The sequence below is a fragment of the Amycolatopsis sp. NPDC048633 genome (assembly GCF_040650695.1).
In the GTDB taxonomy this organism is placed as follows: Bacteria; Actinomycetota; Actinomycetes; order Mycobacteriales; family Pseudonocardiaceae; genus Amycolatopsis.
Genome location: NZ_JBEZHS010000002.1, coordinates 332,062 through 346,501 on the forward strand (window position 1 = coordinate 332,062; position 14,440 = coordinate 346,501).

13 protein-coding genes and 1 pseudogene are annotated in these 14,440 nt (G+C 72.7%); 7 read left to right on the forward strand and 7 right to left on the reverse strand.

Translation table 11 applies throughout. The features are described 5' to 3' along the window. Window positions 1-3: 3 nt before the first annotated feature. On the reverse strand, window positions 4-2,646 hold the full coding sequence (locus AB0C38_RS08060; protein WP_360668421.1) for a LuxR C-terminal-related transcriptional regulator: 2,643 nt from the start codon (window positions 2,644-2,646) through the stop codon (window positions 4-6). 103 nt (window positions 2,647-2,749) lie between these two features. Between AB0C38_RS08060 and AB0C38_RS08065 the strand changes: the two genes are divergently transcribed. The 4 genes from AB0C38_RS08065 (at window position 2,750) to AB0C38_RS08080 (ending at window position 6,018) form a co-directional block, all read left to right on the forward strand. Beyond that, complete coding sequence (locus AB0C38_RS08065) at window positions 2,750-3,298, forward strand: dihydrofolate reductase family protein (RefSeq protein WP_360668424.1); 549 nt, start codon at window positions 2,750-2,752, stop codon at window positions 3,296-3,298. Further along, window positions 3,298-3,798 (forward strand): GNAT family N-acetyltransferase, encoded by a 501-nt coding sequence (locus tag AB0C38_RS08070; protein WP_360668427.1) that lies wholly within the window; start codon window positions 3,298-3,300, stop codon window positions 3,796-3,798. The genes AB0C38_RS08065 and AB0C38_RS08070 overlap by 1 nt, the downstream gene beginning before the upstream one ends. A 130-nt stretch (window positions 3,799-3,928) precedes the next feature. Continuing rightward, window positions 3,929-5,254, forward strand: coding sequence for a GH25 family lysozyme (locus tag AB0C38_RS08075; RefSeq protein WP_360668430.1), 1,326 nt, complete (start codon window positions 3,929-3,931; stop codon window positions 5,252-5,254). A 23-nt stretch (window positions 5,255-5,277) separates the two neighbouring features. Then, window positions 5,278-6,018: a D-Ala-D-Ala carboxypeptidase family metallohydrolase gene (locus tag AB0C38_RS08080; RefSeq protein WP_360668433.1), complete on the forward strand. Its 741-nt coding sequence runs from the start codon at window positions 5,278-5,280 to the stop codon at window positions 6,016-6,018. A 147-nt stretch (window positions 6,019-6,165) separates the two neighbouring features. Here AB0C38_RS08080 and AB0C38_RS08085 read toward each other — a convergent pair whose 3' ends face one another. The 4 genes from AB0C38_RS08085 to AB0C38_RS08100 form a co-directional block, all read right to left on the reverse strand. After that, window positions 6,166-7,137 carry a helix-turn-helix domain-containing protein gene (locus AB0C38_RS08085; RefSeq protein WP_360668436.1) on the reverse strand — a complete coding sequence of 324 codons (972 nt, stop codon included), beginning with the start codon at window positions 7,135-7,137 and terminating at the stop codon, window positions 6,166-6,168. A 135-nt stretch (window positions 7,138-7,272) separates the two neighbouring features. Continuing rightward, the gene (locus tag AB0C38_RS08090; protein WP_360668438.1) at window positions 7,273-8,148 is read right to left on the reverse strand and encodes a MaoC family dehydratase N-terminal domain-containing protein; all 876 of its coding nucleotides are present in this window, start codon (window positions 8,146-8,148) and stop codon (window positions 7,273-7,275) included. A gap of 10 nt (window positions 8,149-8,158) precedes the next feature. Further along, window positions 8,159-9,307 (reverse strand): acyl-CoA dehydrogenase family protein, encoded by a 1,149-nt coding sequence (locus AB0C38_RS08095; protein WP_360668440.1) that lies wholly within the window; start codon window positions 9,305-9,307, stop codon window positions 8,159-8,161. Then, the gene (locus AB0C38_RS08100; protein ID WP_360668442.1) at window positions 9,304-10,545 is read right to left on the reverse strand and encodes a PHB depolymerase family esterase; all 1,242 of its coding nucleotides are present in this window, start codon (window positions 10,543-10,545) and stop codon (window positions 9,304-9,306) included. Before AB0C38_RS08100 ends, AB0C38_RS08095 begins: the two co-directional genes overlap by 4 nt. A 397-nt stretch (window positions 10,546-10,942) precedes the next feature. On the opposite strand from AB0C38_RS08100, the pseudogene AB0C38_RS08105 reads away from it, so the two are divergent. After that, window positions 10,943-11,434, forward strand: a pseudogene (locus AB0C38_RS08105) (alpha/beta fold hydrolase); the annotation flags it as partial. Window positions 11,435-11,570: 136 nt separating this feature from the next. Beyond that, the gene (locus AB0C38_RS08110) at window positions 11,571-11,765 is read left to right on the forward strand and encodes a hypothetical protein (RefSeq protein ID WP_360668721.1); all 195 of its coding nucleotides are present in this window, start codon (window positions 11,571-11,573) and stop codon (window positions 11,763-11,765) included. Here the strand turns inward: AB0C38_RS08110 and AB0C38_RS08115 are convergent. Beyond that, window positions 11,740-12,585 (reverse strand): oxidoreductase, encoded by an 846-nt coding sequence (locus AB0C38_RS08115; RefSeq protein WP_360668445.1) that lies wholly within the window; start codon window positions 12,583-12,585, stop codon window positions 11,740-11,742. The genes AB0C38_RS08110 and AB0C38_RS08115 overlap by 26 nt on opposite strands. 94 nt (window positions 12,586-12,679) lie before the next feature. Here AB0C38_RS08115 and AB0C38_RS08120 point away from each other — a divergent pair, with 94 nt between their 5' ends. Next, window positions 12,680-13,582: a LysR family transcriptional regulator gene (locus AB0C38_RS08120; RefSeq protein WP_360668448.1), complete on the forward strand. Its 903-nt coding sequence runs from the start codon at window positions 12,680-12,682 to the stop codon at window positions 13,580-13,582. A 66-nt stretch (window positions 13,583-13,648) separates the two neighbouring features. Here the strand turns inward: AB0C38_RS08120 and AB0C38_RS08125 are convergent, their stop codons facing one another. Beyond that, complete coding sequence (locus AB0C38_RS08125) at window positions 13,649-14,419, reverse strand: SDR family oxidoreductase (RefSeq protein ID WP_360668450.1); 771 nt, start codon at window positions 14,417-14,419, stop codon at window positions 13,649-13,651. Window positions 14,420-14,440 lie beyond the last annotated feature (21 nt).

Sequence of the window (14,440 nt, forward strand, 5' to 3'; positions counted from 1 at the left end):
GCGTCAGCCCGCGGCCTCCGCCGTGCGCTCCAGCTCGAACTGTGCGCCGATGCGGTCCCAGATCTCCAAGGACCGTCGGAAAGCGGCGGCGTCGCCGGTGAACCTGCCCCGCGCCCGGGCGACGCACGCGGCCGCCCAGTCGTTCTCCTCGGCCGTCCGGTCGGCCTGCTCCAGCCGTTTCTCCGCGTCGGGCAGGTGGGCGAGGACCGCCAGCTCCGCGCCCGCGGCGTTCGCGTACGCCCGGTACCACGGCTGGGGGAACTCCTGGAACGCGTTGCGCACCAAGCGGTCCGCGTCGGTCAAGTGTCCGGTGTGGACGGCCAGTCGAGCCTCCACGAAAGCTGTCGTGGCCGCGAGACGTCCCGAGCGCGGCTCGGGGTGGCCGGCGAACTCCAGCGTGCGGGCCCGCCAGAGCCCGTGGTCGCCGCGCAGGCCGGTCGCCAGCTCCAGCACCTGCACCGACGGCGCGAGCCACGCCAGGAGCGGGGACCCCGCGGCGCGCCACTCGGCGAACGCCCGCTCGCCGAGCTCGACGGCCTCGTCGAACCGGCCGGACAGCGTGAGCGGCGCCAGGTACTTCAGCAGCGACACGAACGGGTAGTCGCCGTTGACCGGGTCCTGTTCGGTGGCGCGGGCGGCGATGGCCAGCGCCCCGGGTAGGTCACCCACCGCCAGCGCGCCCACCGACATGGAGTGGAACAGATCGAACATCTCGATGCCGTCGGCCGGCCGGTGCCGGGTGAGCGTCGGCAGCAGGTCCAGCCGCTCGCGGGCGACGCGGTAGGCCTCGCGCAGCCGCCCCTGGCGCGCGGCGGCCGCGTTGGCGCTGTCCAGGGCACCCTGCAGCAGCGTCGGATCGCCCAGGTCGTGCGCGGCCTCGATGGCGGCGGCCGGGTCGGCCCCGCCCTGCCAGGCGCGGGCGGTGGCGAGCACCGCCGCGTGCTCGAGGTCCTCGACCGGGGCCCGTTCGGCCCGCGCCAGCAGGTCCGCGCGGCGGGCCGGAGGCACCGGGTGGCGGAAGTCGCCGACGAAGCGGGTCGCGAGGGTCACGGCCAGCGCCCGCAGCACCGCGCGGTCCCGCTCGTCACCGGCCCGGTCGGCGCCAGCGAGCAGCAGGGCGAACGCGTCGTCGCCGTCAGCCAGCGACTGCGCGGCCTCCGAGGCGCTGCGCAGGTCCCGGACGGCGTCGGCGGGCGCGGTGGCCCGCCCGGCCGCGGCGCGGTAGTGCGCGCGTGACTCGACGAACGAACCCCGCGCGAACGTCAGGTGGGCCAGCGCCCGGCCCAGCCGGTGTGCCACGGGATCCGGCTCCTCGCCGGTCCGGGCGAACGCGGCCCGCAGGTCGTCGGCCACTTCGTCGTAGCGCGCCGCGAGGTCCTCGTCGAGCCCGGCTTCCAGCTCCACGGCGACCCGGCTCGCCCACGCCAGGTGCGCGCGCAGCACCTCGTCGCGTTCGTCGTCGCCTTCGAAGTGCTCGAGCGCGAACGCCCGGACCGTCTCCAGCAGCCGGTACCGCGTGCGGTCGGTGCCGCGCCGCACCACCAGGCTCTTCTCCACCAGCCGGCCGAGCAGGTGCGCGACCGTGCTCGGCCGCTCGCGGGGCGAGACGGCCGCCGCGGCGTCGAGGTCGAAACCCGCGGCGAAGACCGCGAGCCGCCGGAACAACGCGCGTTCCGCGGGGTCCAGCAGGTCGTAGCTCCACCCGAGCACGTCGCTCAGCGAATGGTGCCGTGCTTCGCCGCCGCGGGCACCGACCACCGCCCGCAGCCGGTCGTCGAGTGCGGTGAGCAGCCCGTCGACGCCGATGGCGGCGGCGCGAGCCGCCGCCAACTCGATGGCCAGCGGCAGCCCGTCGAGGCGGGCGCACGCCTCGGTGACCCGGGCGGGAGCGGCGGCGAACGTGCGGTCGAGGGCGCGGGCGCGGTCGAGGAACAGGGCCTCGGCGGCCGAGCCGAGCGGCAGCGGCGGCACCGCGTGGGCTTCCTCGCCCGTGACGGCGAGCCGTTCCCGGCTGGTCGCGAGGATCCGCAGCCGCCCGCCCGCGCGCAACAGAGCCTCGACGAGCCCGCCGACGTCGTCGAGCACGTGCTCGCAGTTGTCCAGCACCAGCAGCATCGCCCGGCCGCGCACCCGGTCGGCGACGCTGTCGAGCAGCGGCCGCGGCGGGCGTTCGGTGACGCCGAGCGCGGCGGCCGCGGCGGCCACCACCTGCCCGGGCGGCACCGGCACGAGGTCGAGGTACACCACGCCGGCCGGGAACCGCGGGGCCACCGCGGCGGCCGCCGTGACGGCGAGCCGGGTCTTGCCCACGCCGCCCGGCCCGGTGAGGGTCACGAGCCGGGCGGTGTCCAACGCCGTCCGCACGGCCTCGAGCTCCTCGGCGCGGCCGACGAAACTGGTCCGGGCCTCCGGCAGCACCGCGTCGCCGGACCGCGCCCCGAGTTCGGCCGCCTCGGCGGCGAGCGCCGCCAGCTGACGGCGGTCGCTCGCGCCGCACTTGCGCAGCAGCGCCGAGACGTGGCTTTCCACCGTGCGGGCGGAAATGTGCAGCCGGCCGGCGATCTGCGCGTTCGTCAGGTGCTCGCCGACGGCCGCGAGCACCTCGGCCTCCCGGGCCGAGATGTCCTCCCACGGCAGCGCGCTCACCCCGCCATGATTCCGTACCCGATCCGTGGTGAGCACGGATGCCCGGACGCGTCGCGTGGCGCAGGCTTTCCCCATCGGACAACCGGCGACCAGGAGTTACCCCATGCGACGCATCATCAACTCGACGTACATCTCGCTCGACGGCGTGATCGAGAACCCGCACCACTGGCCCTCGAGCGGCCCCGACGGCGGCCAGGGCGGGGCCGTGCAGACCGAGCTGCTGCTCTCGTCCGACGCGCTCGTCATGGGCCGGCACACCTACGACGGCTTCGCGCCGGTGTGGCCGACCCGGTCGGGCGACCCGGCGAGCGACCACATCAACGCCATGGCCAAGTACGTGGTCTCCTCGACCCTCACCGACCCCGAGTGGACCAACACGACGGTGCTCGGCGAAGACCCGGTGGCCGCGATCGAGAAGCTGAAGAACGAGCCGGGGGAGAACATCCTCCAGTACGGCTTCGGGCAGCTCACGCACGCGCTGCTGGAGCACGGCCTGCTCGACGAGATCCGCCTGTGGTTCCACCCGCTGCTCGTGCGCCAGGGCGGCCCGCAGGACCTGCTGTTCCGCGAAGGCGCCCTGACCCGGCTCGACCTGGACACGGTGACCAAGCTCGACTCGGGCATCGTGATCCTCGGTTACCGGGTCCGCTGATGGACTACCGCGAGTTCGTCCGGAGACTGACCCTGCCCGAGGGGTTCACGGTCCCGGCGGAGCTGAGCCACGGCGACGTGACCGCCCGGGCGATCACCCGCGCCGACCTGGCCGACGACGTGGCCGGCATCAACGCGAGCCTGGACCTCATCCGGCAGACCCGTGGCGGCGGCTGGCCGGCCGAAGCGGTCACCGAGGAGGACAACTACGTCGACCTGGTGTGGCACGAGTGCGAATTCCGCGACGGCGGTTCGTACACCTATGTCCTGCGTGACCCGGCGGGCGGCTACCTGGGGTGCGCCTACCTGTACCCGATGGGCGGCCGCACGAAGCTCACGGAGGACCTGCTGGACCACGACGTGGACGTCAGCTGGTGGGTGACGCCCGGCGCTTACGACCGCGGGTACTACCCGAAGGTCCACTCGGCGCTGAGGCACTGGCTGGCCGACGACTTCCCGTTCTCCAAGCCGTACTTCTCCAACCGGCGGATCCCCGGCTGACGCACCCGCGTCCCAGCGGTGTCCCACGGGGGTGGCGTTCCCGCTGGTCCGGTGGGGTGGGACTGTCCCGGCGTCCCGAGTCGGCCGCTGACCGGCGACCGGCGGGCCGGCCACTGCCAGCCTCCTCGCCATGCAAAGACTCGCTCTGGCCGTCGCGGTGCTGCTGGTGTTCCCCGCCGCGACCGCCGCCGCCGCCACCGCCGCGGTGGACGCCGTCGCGGTGTGCGGGCACACCAGCGCCCAGCCCACCCTGAAACAAGGGTCGACCGGCACCGAGGTCGCCGAGGCCCAGTGCGAACTGAACCTCGCGACCAAGGCCAGCAAGTACACGCCCATCGGCGCGGACGGTTCCTTCGGCGCGGGGACCGACGCCCGGGTGCGCGTGTTCCAGCGGTGCGCCGCGTTGACCGTCGACGGCCAGATCGGGCCGAACACGTGGACCGCGCTGAACTCGTGGGCCGCGCGGCCGAAGAAGTGCGCCACCCAGGGCACGGCGGACACCGCGCAGAGCGTCGTGTGTGGCCTGTCCACGGCCCGGCCGACCCTGCAGAGCGGGTCCAGCGGCACGGAGGTCAAGGAGCTCCAGTGCCGGCTGAACCTCGCCATGGAGCCGGGCCACTACCCGCCGCTGACGGTGGACGGCAACTTCGGTGACGGCACCCGCAACCGGGTGATCCAGTTCCAGCACTGCGTCAACGCCAGTGCGGACGGCGTCGCCGGGCCCACCACGTGGGCGAAGGTCGCCGACTGGTCCAGCCGCAACACCTTCTGCACGCCGCCGAAGCCCGCCGGGCACCCGATCGACGGCGTGGACACGGCGAAGTACCAGCACCCCGGGGGCGCGCCGATCAACTGGGCCGCGGTCAAGGCGTCCGGTGTCGAGTTCGCGACCGTCAAGGCGACCCGCGGCCTGAACACCACGGACGAGTACCTGGCCACGGACCTGCCCGCCGCCCGCAACGCCGGCCTGGCCGTGGGGCCGTACCACTTCTACACCGGCACGACAGCCGGCACCGGCGGCGCGCAGGCGGACCGGTTCATCGCCGCGGTGAAAGCCACCGGGTACACCGGCAAGCGCGCCGGTGACCTGCCGCCCGTGTTCGACCTGGAGTGGAAGGACGACGGCTCCGGTGGCTGCCCGCCGTACGTCACCGTCGCCGACGCCAAGGCGTGGCTGGACAAGGTGGCCGCGGCGTTCGGCCGGACCCCGATCATCTACACCCAGAAGTCGTTCCTGGACGCGTGCCTGGGCGGCACCACGGCGCTCTCCGGCTACCCGATGCAGCTCGCCGACTACCGCCAGTCCGTCACGCAGCCGGCGCTGCCCGCCGGGTCGTCGACCTGGCTGATGTGGCAGTACACCGACGCGGCCATCCCCGACGGCATCCCCGCCCCGGCGACCGGGGACGTCTTCAACGGCACCCAGGCCGCTCTCGACCAGCTCGCCAACCGCTGAATCCCCGTTAGGAAAGGACGAGAATGAGACTCCCCATGAGCCGCCGCACGATGCTCCGCGGCGCGGTGGTGCTCGGCGCGGCCGCGGCGGTCAGCCCGCTGCTGCTGTCGGGCACCGCCCAGGCCTACCCGTGGTCCCGCACGCTTGCGCAAGGCAGCACCGGTGCCGACGTCACCGAGCTCCAGATCCGGGTGGCGGGCTGGGCGGCCGACTCGGCGAGCCACAGCCGGGTTTCGATCGACGGCGAGTTCGGTGCCGGCACGGCGGCGGCGGTCCGCCGGTTCCAGGCGGCCTACGGCCTGGGCGTGGACGGCGAGGCCGGCCCGGCCACCCAGGCCGCGCTCAACGCGCTGGAGCAGAGCGACGGGTCCACCGTGCACTTCAACTTCAGCGAGTTCACCGACCGGGTGAGCGGCACCTTCAACGGCGGCAAGGTCAGCGCGGCCACCGCCAAGGAGAACGCCCGCCGCTGCATGTACAAGCTGGAGGCGGTGCGCAAGAAGCTGGGGAACAAGGCGATCACGGTGAACTCCGGGTTCCGCAGCATCGCGCACAACGCGGAGATCGGCGGCGCCAGCGACAGCATGCACATGTACGGCACCGCGGCCGACCTGGACGTGCCGGGCGTGGCCAACAAGACCGTCTACCAGAAGGCCGAGACCAGCGGGTTCTCCGGCCTGGAGACCTACAACACCGACCACCAGCACGTGGACAGCCGGGCCGACCTCGGCCGCGCGTGGTGGTGGGAGAACGGGACAGTCTGACCGGCGACTGGGGGTCTGACGCCGGAAACCCCGCCCTCGGGGGTTTCCGGCGTCAGCGACTCCCGGACCGTGCCGCGAAGCCCGCGTCCTCGGCCCACTCCCCGGGGCCGCCAACCTCGGAGGGCGCGGGCTTCGCCCTGGCCGAGCTCAGTGCGACTGCGGGTTCTGCAGGGCCGCCGAGCAGGACGGCCAGTCGTGGAAGTCGTGGTGCGCGCTCCACAGGCGGTGCGCCGCGTCGATGTTCCAGACCGGGTCGAACGCCTGCCGCGGCGTGCCGCCCAGGTCCAGCAGGCGGGCGTCGGAGATCTGGAAGATCCCCCAGTTGCGGCTGCCGTTCGTGTTCGGCAGCACCCACAGGGGATCGAGGAACGAGGCGCAGCGGGCGATCGCGACCGCGGTGTCCGGCGCCTCGGTGAACACGGCCCGGACCCGCTGCTCCACCATGGCCGCCGACCAGCCCGCCAGGCTGGCCCGGTGGTCGTACAGCGCGTTCTTGGTGGCCTCGTCGACCACGCCGCGGGCGGGCAGGCCGGCCATGATCTGGAACGCGGTGACGCGGCGCAGCGTCTCGGGGCCGAACGAGCCGTCGACCGAGAGCCGCCCTTGGGCCGCGACCAGCAGGTTCTGCACCTCGGTGACGCACTCGTCGTGCTGGCCCATGCTCACCGGCGGCTGGCAGGCCGGGGAGAACAGCATCCGGTCGGCGTACCGGCCGCTGTCCGGTTCGGACCCGTCGGCGGTGACCCAGACCAGTCCGCCCGCCAGCAGGACCACGATCGCGATGGCCAGCGCCGCGTACCAGCGCCTGCGTGGCGGCGCGCTCGTGGCGGCGACCGGCGGCGAGGTCTCGGCGTGCTCCGGCGGCGCCTCGTCGACCCGGGCGGCATCGGCCAGGGCCCACAGCTGGTGCAGTTCGCGCAGTTCCTCCGCGGACGCGCCACAGACCTTGGCGAACGAGTGGACCACGCGGTAGTCGGCGGGGACGCTCTTGCCGGAGCAGTACCGGTGCAGGCTGGAGCCGCTGGCCCCGGCCTGCCGGCCGAGCCGTTCGTAGCCCTGCCCGCTGCGGTCCTTCAACATGCGCAGGCAGGCGGCGAACTTGTCCGTGTGCGGTGTCACGGTTATCGGGACCACCTCGCTCGGGGCAGCGGATGACGGACGGAAACTAACACCGTCCTGCCACAAGCCGGAAGGAAACCGACGGATTGAGCCACACGGCGGAGCACAGCCCGCCCATGTGGTGGCGACCCGCGGTCACACCCTCTCGAACGAGCCCCGCGGAGTGCCTGCCTCGGGAAGTTCGACGGTCAGGCTCGTGCGCGGCTCGCCGTCGGGGCCGGTCAGCTCGACGCCGCCCGGCCGCCGGTGCAGGCGGGCCCGCTCGCCGCAGAACAGCGGCGCCCGGTTGCGGTGGGCCAGCCGGGCGACGCTCCCCGGGTGCCCGTCGAGCCTCAGCACTTCGGCCGAGGCCAGGGTCATCAGGGGGCCGTGCACGACCAGGCCGGGGTAGCCCTCGGTGCCGGTGGTGTACGGCCAGTCGTAGTGGATGCGGTGCGGGTTCGCGGTGGCGGCGGAGAAGCGCATGAGCAGCGTCGGGTCGGTGGCGAAGTCCCGGACACCCGCGTCGGCACGGCGGAACGGGGCGCCCACCGGCGTCACGCCGGCGGGGACCGGGGCCGGCGCGGTCGCCACGCCGCGTTCGCGGTAGATCAGGTCCTGCCGCTCTTCCAGCCGGAGGTCACCGTCCGCACCGGACAGCCGGGTGCGGACGACGACGAGCACGAACCGGCCGGAGCGCCCGTGCTTCTCCGTCACCGACTCGACCACGGACTCGCGCGTGACGGTCTCGCCCACCTGCACCGAGCGGTGGAAGACCACCTCGCCGCCGGCGAACATCCGGCGCGGCAGGTCGACCGGGGGCAGGAACGCGCCGCGGGCGGGGTGCCCGTCCGGCCCCAGCTCCGAGGAGCCGGGCCAGCGGGGGAGGGCGACCCAGTGCCACAGCGGCGGCAGGTCCTCGCCCGGCCGCGGGGCGGGCAGGCCGTCGTCGAAGAGGGCGGCCAGCGCGGCGACCGGCGCCGGATCGACCAGCTCCCGGGTGGTGACGGTGTGCGGAGCCCACTGCTCCATCACTCGCTCCTCAGATCTTGTGGCGGGCGATGAGCTGGGCGGCGATGACGTTGCGCTGGATCTCGTTGGTGCCTTCGCCGACGATCATCAGTGGTGCGTCGCGGAAGTAGCGTTCGACGTCGTACTCCTTGGAGTAGCCGTAACCGCCGTGGACGCGGAGGGCGTCGAGAGCGACCTGCATGGCGGTTTCGGAGGCGAACAGTTTCGCCATCCCGGCTTCCATGTCGGCGCGTTCGCCGGCATCGAGCTTCTCGGCGGCGTCGAGAGTGAGCAGCCGGGCGGCGCGCAGCTTGGTTGCCATGTCGGCGAGCAGGTTGCCGACGGACTGGTGCTGCCAGATGGGTTTGCCGAAGGATTCGCGTTCCTGGGCGTACTTCACGGCGTCGTCGAGAGCGGCTTGGCCGACGCCGAGAGCGCGGGCGGCGACCTGGACGCGCCCGACTTCGAGGCCGCGCATCATCTGCGCCCAGCCCTCGTTCGGAGTGCCGCCGAGGACGGCTTCGGGTCCCACCCGGCGTTCGTCGAAGACGATCTCGCACGCCTCGACCCCGCGGTAACCGAGTTTGGAGAGTTTCTTCGAGATGGTGAGGCCGTCGCCGGGTTCGACGAGCAGGACGCTCATCCCGCGGTGGGCGGGTTTCGCGTCGCGGCCGGTGATGCAGAGCAGGCCGATGATCCCGGAGTGGGCGGCGTTGGAGATCCAGGTCTTGGAGCCGGTGATCGAGTAGCCGTCGCCGTCGGGTGTGGCGTACGTCCGCATGGCTTGGAGGTCGCTGCCGCCACCGGGTTCGGTCAGCGCCATGGTCGCGCGGATGGCGCCTTCGGCCATCCGCGGCAGGTACTTTTCGCGCTGTTCGGGGGTGCCGAAGGTCTTGATGAGGTAGGTGATGACGGAGTGGCCGCCGATCGCGCCGGCGAGGCTCATCCAGCCGCGCGCGAGTTCCTCGGTGACGCGGGCGAAACAGGCGGTGCTGACGTCGACGCCACCGTACTCGGCGGGCACGAGGAGCCCGAAGAAGCCGAGCTTCTTCATCTCGTCGATGAGCTCGGCGGGGTAGATGTCGTCGGCTTCGAAGTCGCGGACGCGGGGGCGGACCCGTTCGTCGACGAACTCCGCCACCACGGCCACCATCTGCTTTTCGTCGTCGGTGAGCGTCATCGCCTCTTCCCCGCCATCCACTGCCAGACGTGGGTGCCGCCGATGCTCGGGTCGTTGCGGGCGACGTAGATCCACGACCAGTGGCCGGGGAACTGGTGGCCGTCCCGGACGACGTGGTCGTAGAGCGTCAACGACGAACGGGGGATGAGCTCGTGCGCGTGGACGGTGTTGGCCTGCGGATCCACCGTGTCGTCGTCGCGGGAGGCGACCAGCCAGGTCGGAGTGCGGATCGCGGTCAGCTCGGCGTCGGGGATCAGCGGCGGGCCACCCTCCTCCCGGGCGGCGACGACGCCGCAGATCGGCACGGACGCGGCGAACGTTCCGGGGTAGACCGTGGTCATCTTCAGGCTCATGTAGCCGCCGTTGCTGCAGCCGGCGACGTAGACGCGGCCCGAATCGACGGGCCGGGTGCGGAGGACGTCACGGATGATCTCGTTGATGAGCGGGGCGAAGCGGGGGCCGTCGTCCATCCACGCGGACGTGCTTTGCGGGGCGACGACGTACGCGCCGTCGAAGATCGTTTGGGCTTCCCGGGTGGCGAAGCCCAATGCGCCGCGATTGGCGCGCAGCGTGGTCTCGTTGTCGTAGTAGTTGTCAGGCAAGGAAGCGCCTTCACCGCCGCCGTGCAGCCAGACGATCAGGGGCCGACGGCCGCGTCGTGAGTCGGGGGAGTACAGCCGGTACTTCATCCCGGAGCGCGAAGAGTGGTAGCTGAAGGCGTCGACCTCGGGGTTGGCCAGCCGGCCCTGCGTGAACCGCGCGATCGAGAGCGGCCGGCCGTGGCGCAGGCGGACCGGGGCGTTCTGCGTGACGGTGTAGATGAGGTCGAGCTGAACGTTGCGGCTCTTGCTGGTGAGGTAGCCGAGGGTGCCGCCGCCGGTCTGGCCTTCGCCGTGGCTCAGTTCGAGGACGATGTCGCCGCGGCGGTCGAGCCGCGCGGCGGTCACCGGCCGGTCGAGGTCGTAGCCGACGTCTTGGCCGCCGGTGCCGATCGGGCTGGTGGCTTTCGCGTGCACGCTGAACGTGCCGGTCGTCAGGCTGGCCGGGTCGATCGGCCCGAACCGGGACGTGCCGAGGGTGATCGAGGTGACCTGTTCGCCGCCGTCGAGCGTCCGCGCGTCCAGGGTGAACCCGACGCGGTCGGTCCCGCCGGCCTGGGCGACGCCCGGCACCGTGAGGCCGGCGGCGAGGCCCGCTCCGGTGACCAGAGCGATGCGACGACTGAACACCTTGTCCATGCGAACTCCTTCGTCGTGGATCTCCGTGCGGAAGAGCCAGGTGGAGCTGGGGAAGAGCATCGGAACGGGTGCTGTGCGCGAGCAGGCCATTCTATCGCCGGATCGATCACCGGACAGCGCCGATGATCCGGCCTTCGCGGCGGTGGGGTGGATCACCGCCTTTCGAGGGTGGTGGGCGGCGGCCCGGCCGCTAAATTAGGCAAGGCTATCCGAACAGGGGAGTGGTGGACGGGATCGAGGGCAAGGTCGCGCCACCTCGCCGCGACCTCAGCCGGACCGACGCCTGCCTGGGCTGGGACCGGACACTGCCCCTGCTGGAGAGGCCGGCTCGGTCATGACGCACACCCAGGGCACCACGGAATGGGTGCCGACGCCGGACGGGCGCAGGCTGCACGCGATGATCCTGGGCCCCACCGGTGGACCGGCGGTGGTCTTCGAGGCCGGCGCCGCCGCTACCCGGTCGTCGTGGGCCGCCGTGCAGCCCGCGGTCGCCCGGCACGCCCGGGCGATCGTCTACGACCGCTCGGGTCTCGGCCGCAGCGCCCCCGACCCGCACGGCCGCACCCTGCGGCGGATGGCCGACGACCAGGGCAGCGTCCTCGACCACTTCGCGCCGGGCCCGTTCGTCCTGGTCGGGCACAGTGCCGGCGGCCCGATCGCGCGCCTCGCGGCCGCCGCGGACCCGGACCGGATCGCCGGACTGGTGCTCGTCGACCCGACCGACGAGGCCGCGGATGTCCTCTTCGGACAGTCGTTCCGCCGCGCGGAGCGCCTGGCGATCGGCGCGGGCACGGTGCTCGCCCGCCTCGGCCTGCTGAAGGTCGTCTTCCGCGGCTTGCTGCGCGGCACTCCGGACGACGTCCGCGAAGACCTGCGCCGCGAGGCGTTCGGGCCCGGTGTGATCCGTACGCAACGCGAGCAGGCCCGCACGTTCCTCGACGAGCTGGCCACCCTGGCGCGACAGCCCGCCGGATCCGGGTGGTTTCCCGGTCACGGTGATCTCGGGCGCACTCCCCGGGAGCGGGATGAACCAGGCGATGCGCGCGGCGGCCACGGCGTCGCACGCCCACCGCGCGGCGGTGACGGGTGGCCGGCACGTGATCGCCGAACGCTCCGGTCACTACGTGCCGGTCACCGAACCCGAGGTGATCGCCGAGGAGATCCTCCGGCTGCTGGAGGCAGGACCGGGGCCGGTCAGGAAGCCGTGGTCGAACGGCTGAGCGTCTCCCAGGTGGTGACGTCGGCCAGCAGGGCCTCGTGGTGGTCGCGCAGCCCGTCGACCGCGTCTTCCCCGAGCAGGAAGTGCAGCGGCGGGTTCTCGGCGTCGAGCACCTCGAGGATCGCCGCGGCGCCCTTCGCCGGGTCGTTCGCCTCCTGGCCCACGACGCCCTTGACCATCCGCCGCAGCTCTCCCGACGTCGCGTCGTAGGCCGGGTTCTCGGGTGTCCACTGCAGACTGGTGCTGAACTGGGTGCGGAACATCCCCGGTTCCACCACCAGGACCCGGATGCCCAGCGGGGTCAGCTCGAGCGACAGCGCCTCGCCCAGCGCTTCGAGCGCGTGCTTGGTGGCGTTGTAGCCGCCCAGGCCCGGGAAGGTCATCACCCCGCCGAGGGAGCTCATCACCACGATCGTCCCGTTCCCCTGGTCGCGCAGCACCGGCAGGACGGCCTGGGTCAGCCGCACCGCACCGAAGTAGTTGACGTCGAACATGTCGCGCAGGTGCTCGACCGAGGTTTCCTCGACGGCACCGATCACGCTGACCCCGGCGTTGTTCACCAGGACGTCGATGCAGCCGAACACGGCCAGCGTCGCCTCGACGGCGGCGTGGATCGATGCCGGGTCGGTGACGTCCATCGCCACCGTGCTGATCCGGTCACCCCCGGCCCGCGCGAGGTCCGCGAGGGTCTCCGGACGGCGCGCGGTGGCCATCACCCGGTCACCGGCGGCCAGCGCGGCCCGGACGAGCTCCCGGCCGAAGCCGCTCGAACAGCCCGAGATCAGCCAGACGCGGGCCGGTGTTGCGTTCGTCATTCCCATGCCTTTCACGTTGGTGCTTACCGAGTTCGATGGTCGTCTCGGGACCGCCGTGCCGTCCAACACCGGTTACCTGTCGTGGTTGTAAGCTTTTCTTGTGAGCCCTGATCTTCGGCAGCTGAGGTATTTCGTCGCTGTCGCGGAGGAGTCCAGCTACACCCGCGCCGCCGAACGGCTCGTGATCAGCCAGCAGTCGCTGTCCCAGCAGATGACCCTGCTGGAACGCATGCTCGGCGTGAAGCTCCTCGACCGTGACACCCGGGGCACCAGCCTGACCGCGATCGGCACGTTGTTCCTCCCCGAGGCCCGTGCGGTGCTCGCCCGAGCCGACGAAGCGTTCGACGTGGTGGCCCGGGCCGCCCGCGGCGAAGCCGGCAGCCTCTGCCTCGCCTTCCTGGCGACCACGACGAACCACCTGCTGCCGCCCGTGGTGCGGGCCGTCCGGCAGCGGCTCCCGGACCTCCGGCTGACCACGGAGGAGACGACGATCTCCCTGTTGGTGGAGGGGCTGCGGAAAGGCCGCTACGACGTCGCGTTCAGCCGGCCGCCGCTCGTGGACGACCTGCGGACCCGGACGCTCGTGAGCGAACCGGTGTGCGCGGTGCTGCCCGAGGGGCATCCGCTGGCCGGTCGCGCCGAGGTGACCCTCGCCGAGCTGGCCGGTGAACGCTGGGTGCTGACCCCGCGCAGTTCGTGGGAACCGTGGCACCAGGCGTTCGACAGCTCTTTCCAGGCGGCCGGGTTCACCCCGGACGTGGTCCACCGGGACGCGAGCGTCCAAGCGCTGCTCGGCCTCGTCGCGGCCGGGGTCGGGATCACGCGGCTCGCCCGGTCGGCCGGCAACCTCCGCCGCACCGGCGTGGTGTTCGTGCCGATCACCGGAGAACGCGTCTCGACCGAGCTCGTCTGGTCGGCCGGCAACGACTCCGCCGCACTGCACTCGCTCCTGGACGTCGTCACCGAGGTGGCCGCGTCGACCGACTTCACCGAGTCCGGCTGAATCGGCCAGTGTGGACGGTCGGGCGGACCGCCGCGGGACTGTCCACTGGGGACGCCGGGCCCAGGCTCAGTCGTGCAGGCTGCCGCCGCCGTCGATGGACCAGGTCTGGCCGTTCACCCACTCTGCGTCGTCGCTGAGGAGGAACGCCGCCGCCGCGGCGAGGTCGGCGGGACGGCCGAGGCGGGTGCTGCGGTTGCCGGCGAGCCCGGCCGCCCGGAACTCCTCGCTCATCGTGGCCAGCGCCGTCTCGGAGAGCACCATCCCGGGCGACACGCCGTTGCAGCGGATCCCTTCCGTGCCCCACCGCGACGCGACGTGGCGGGTCAGCGCGTTCACGCCCGCCTTGGACGCCGCGTAGGCCAGGCGGACGGCCTCGCCGACGAAGGCCGCGGCGGACGACGTGTTGACGATCGCGCCGCCGCCCGCGGCGAGCAGGTGCGGGACGGCCAGCCGGCAGCTGTGGGCGAAGCCGATCAGGTTCACCTCGAACGTGCGGCGCCAGATCGCCGCGTCCATGCCGTCGAGCGCGACGTCGTTGCCGAGCGTGGCGGGGGAGAGATCGGCGCCGACGTTGAAGACGCCGTCGAGCCGGCCGGTCCGGTCGACGGCGCTCTGGATCAGCCGCTCGACGGACGTCTCGTCGGCGAGGTCGAACTCGACCGCGACGGCGTCGCCCCCGGCGGCGGTGATCGACTCGACGGTGGCTCGGGCGCCGTCGACGTCGATGTCCCCGACGACGACGCGGGCGCCTTCCCCGGCGAGCCGGGCGGCGGTGGCCGCGCCGATCCCGCTCGCGCCACCGGCGATGACGATGCTCTTGCCGGGCAGTCCACGCATGAGCCCTCCGATCCGAGGAGT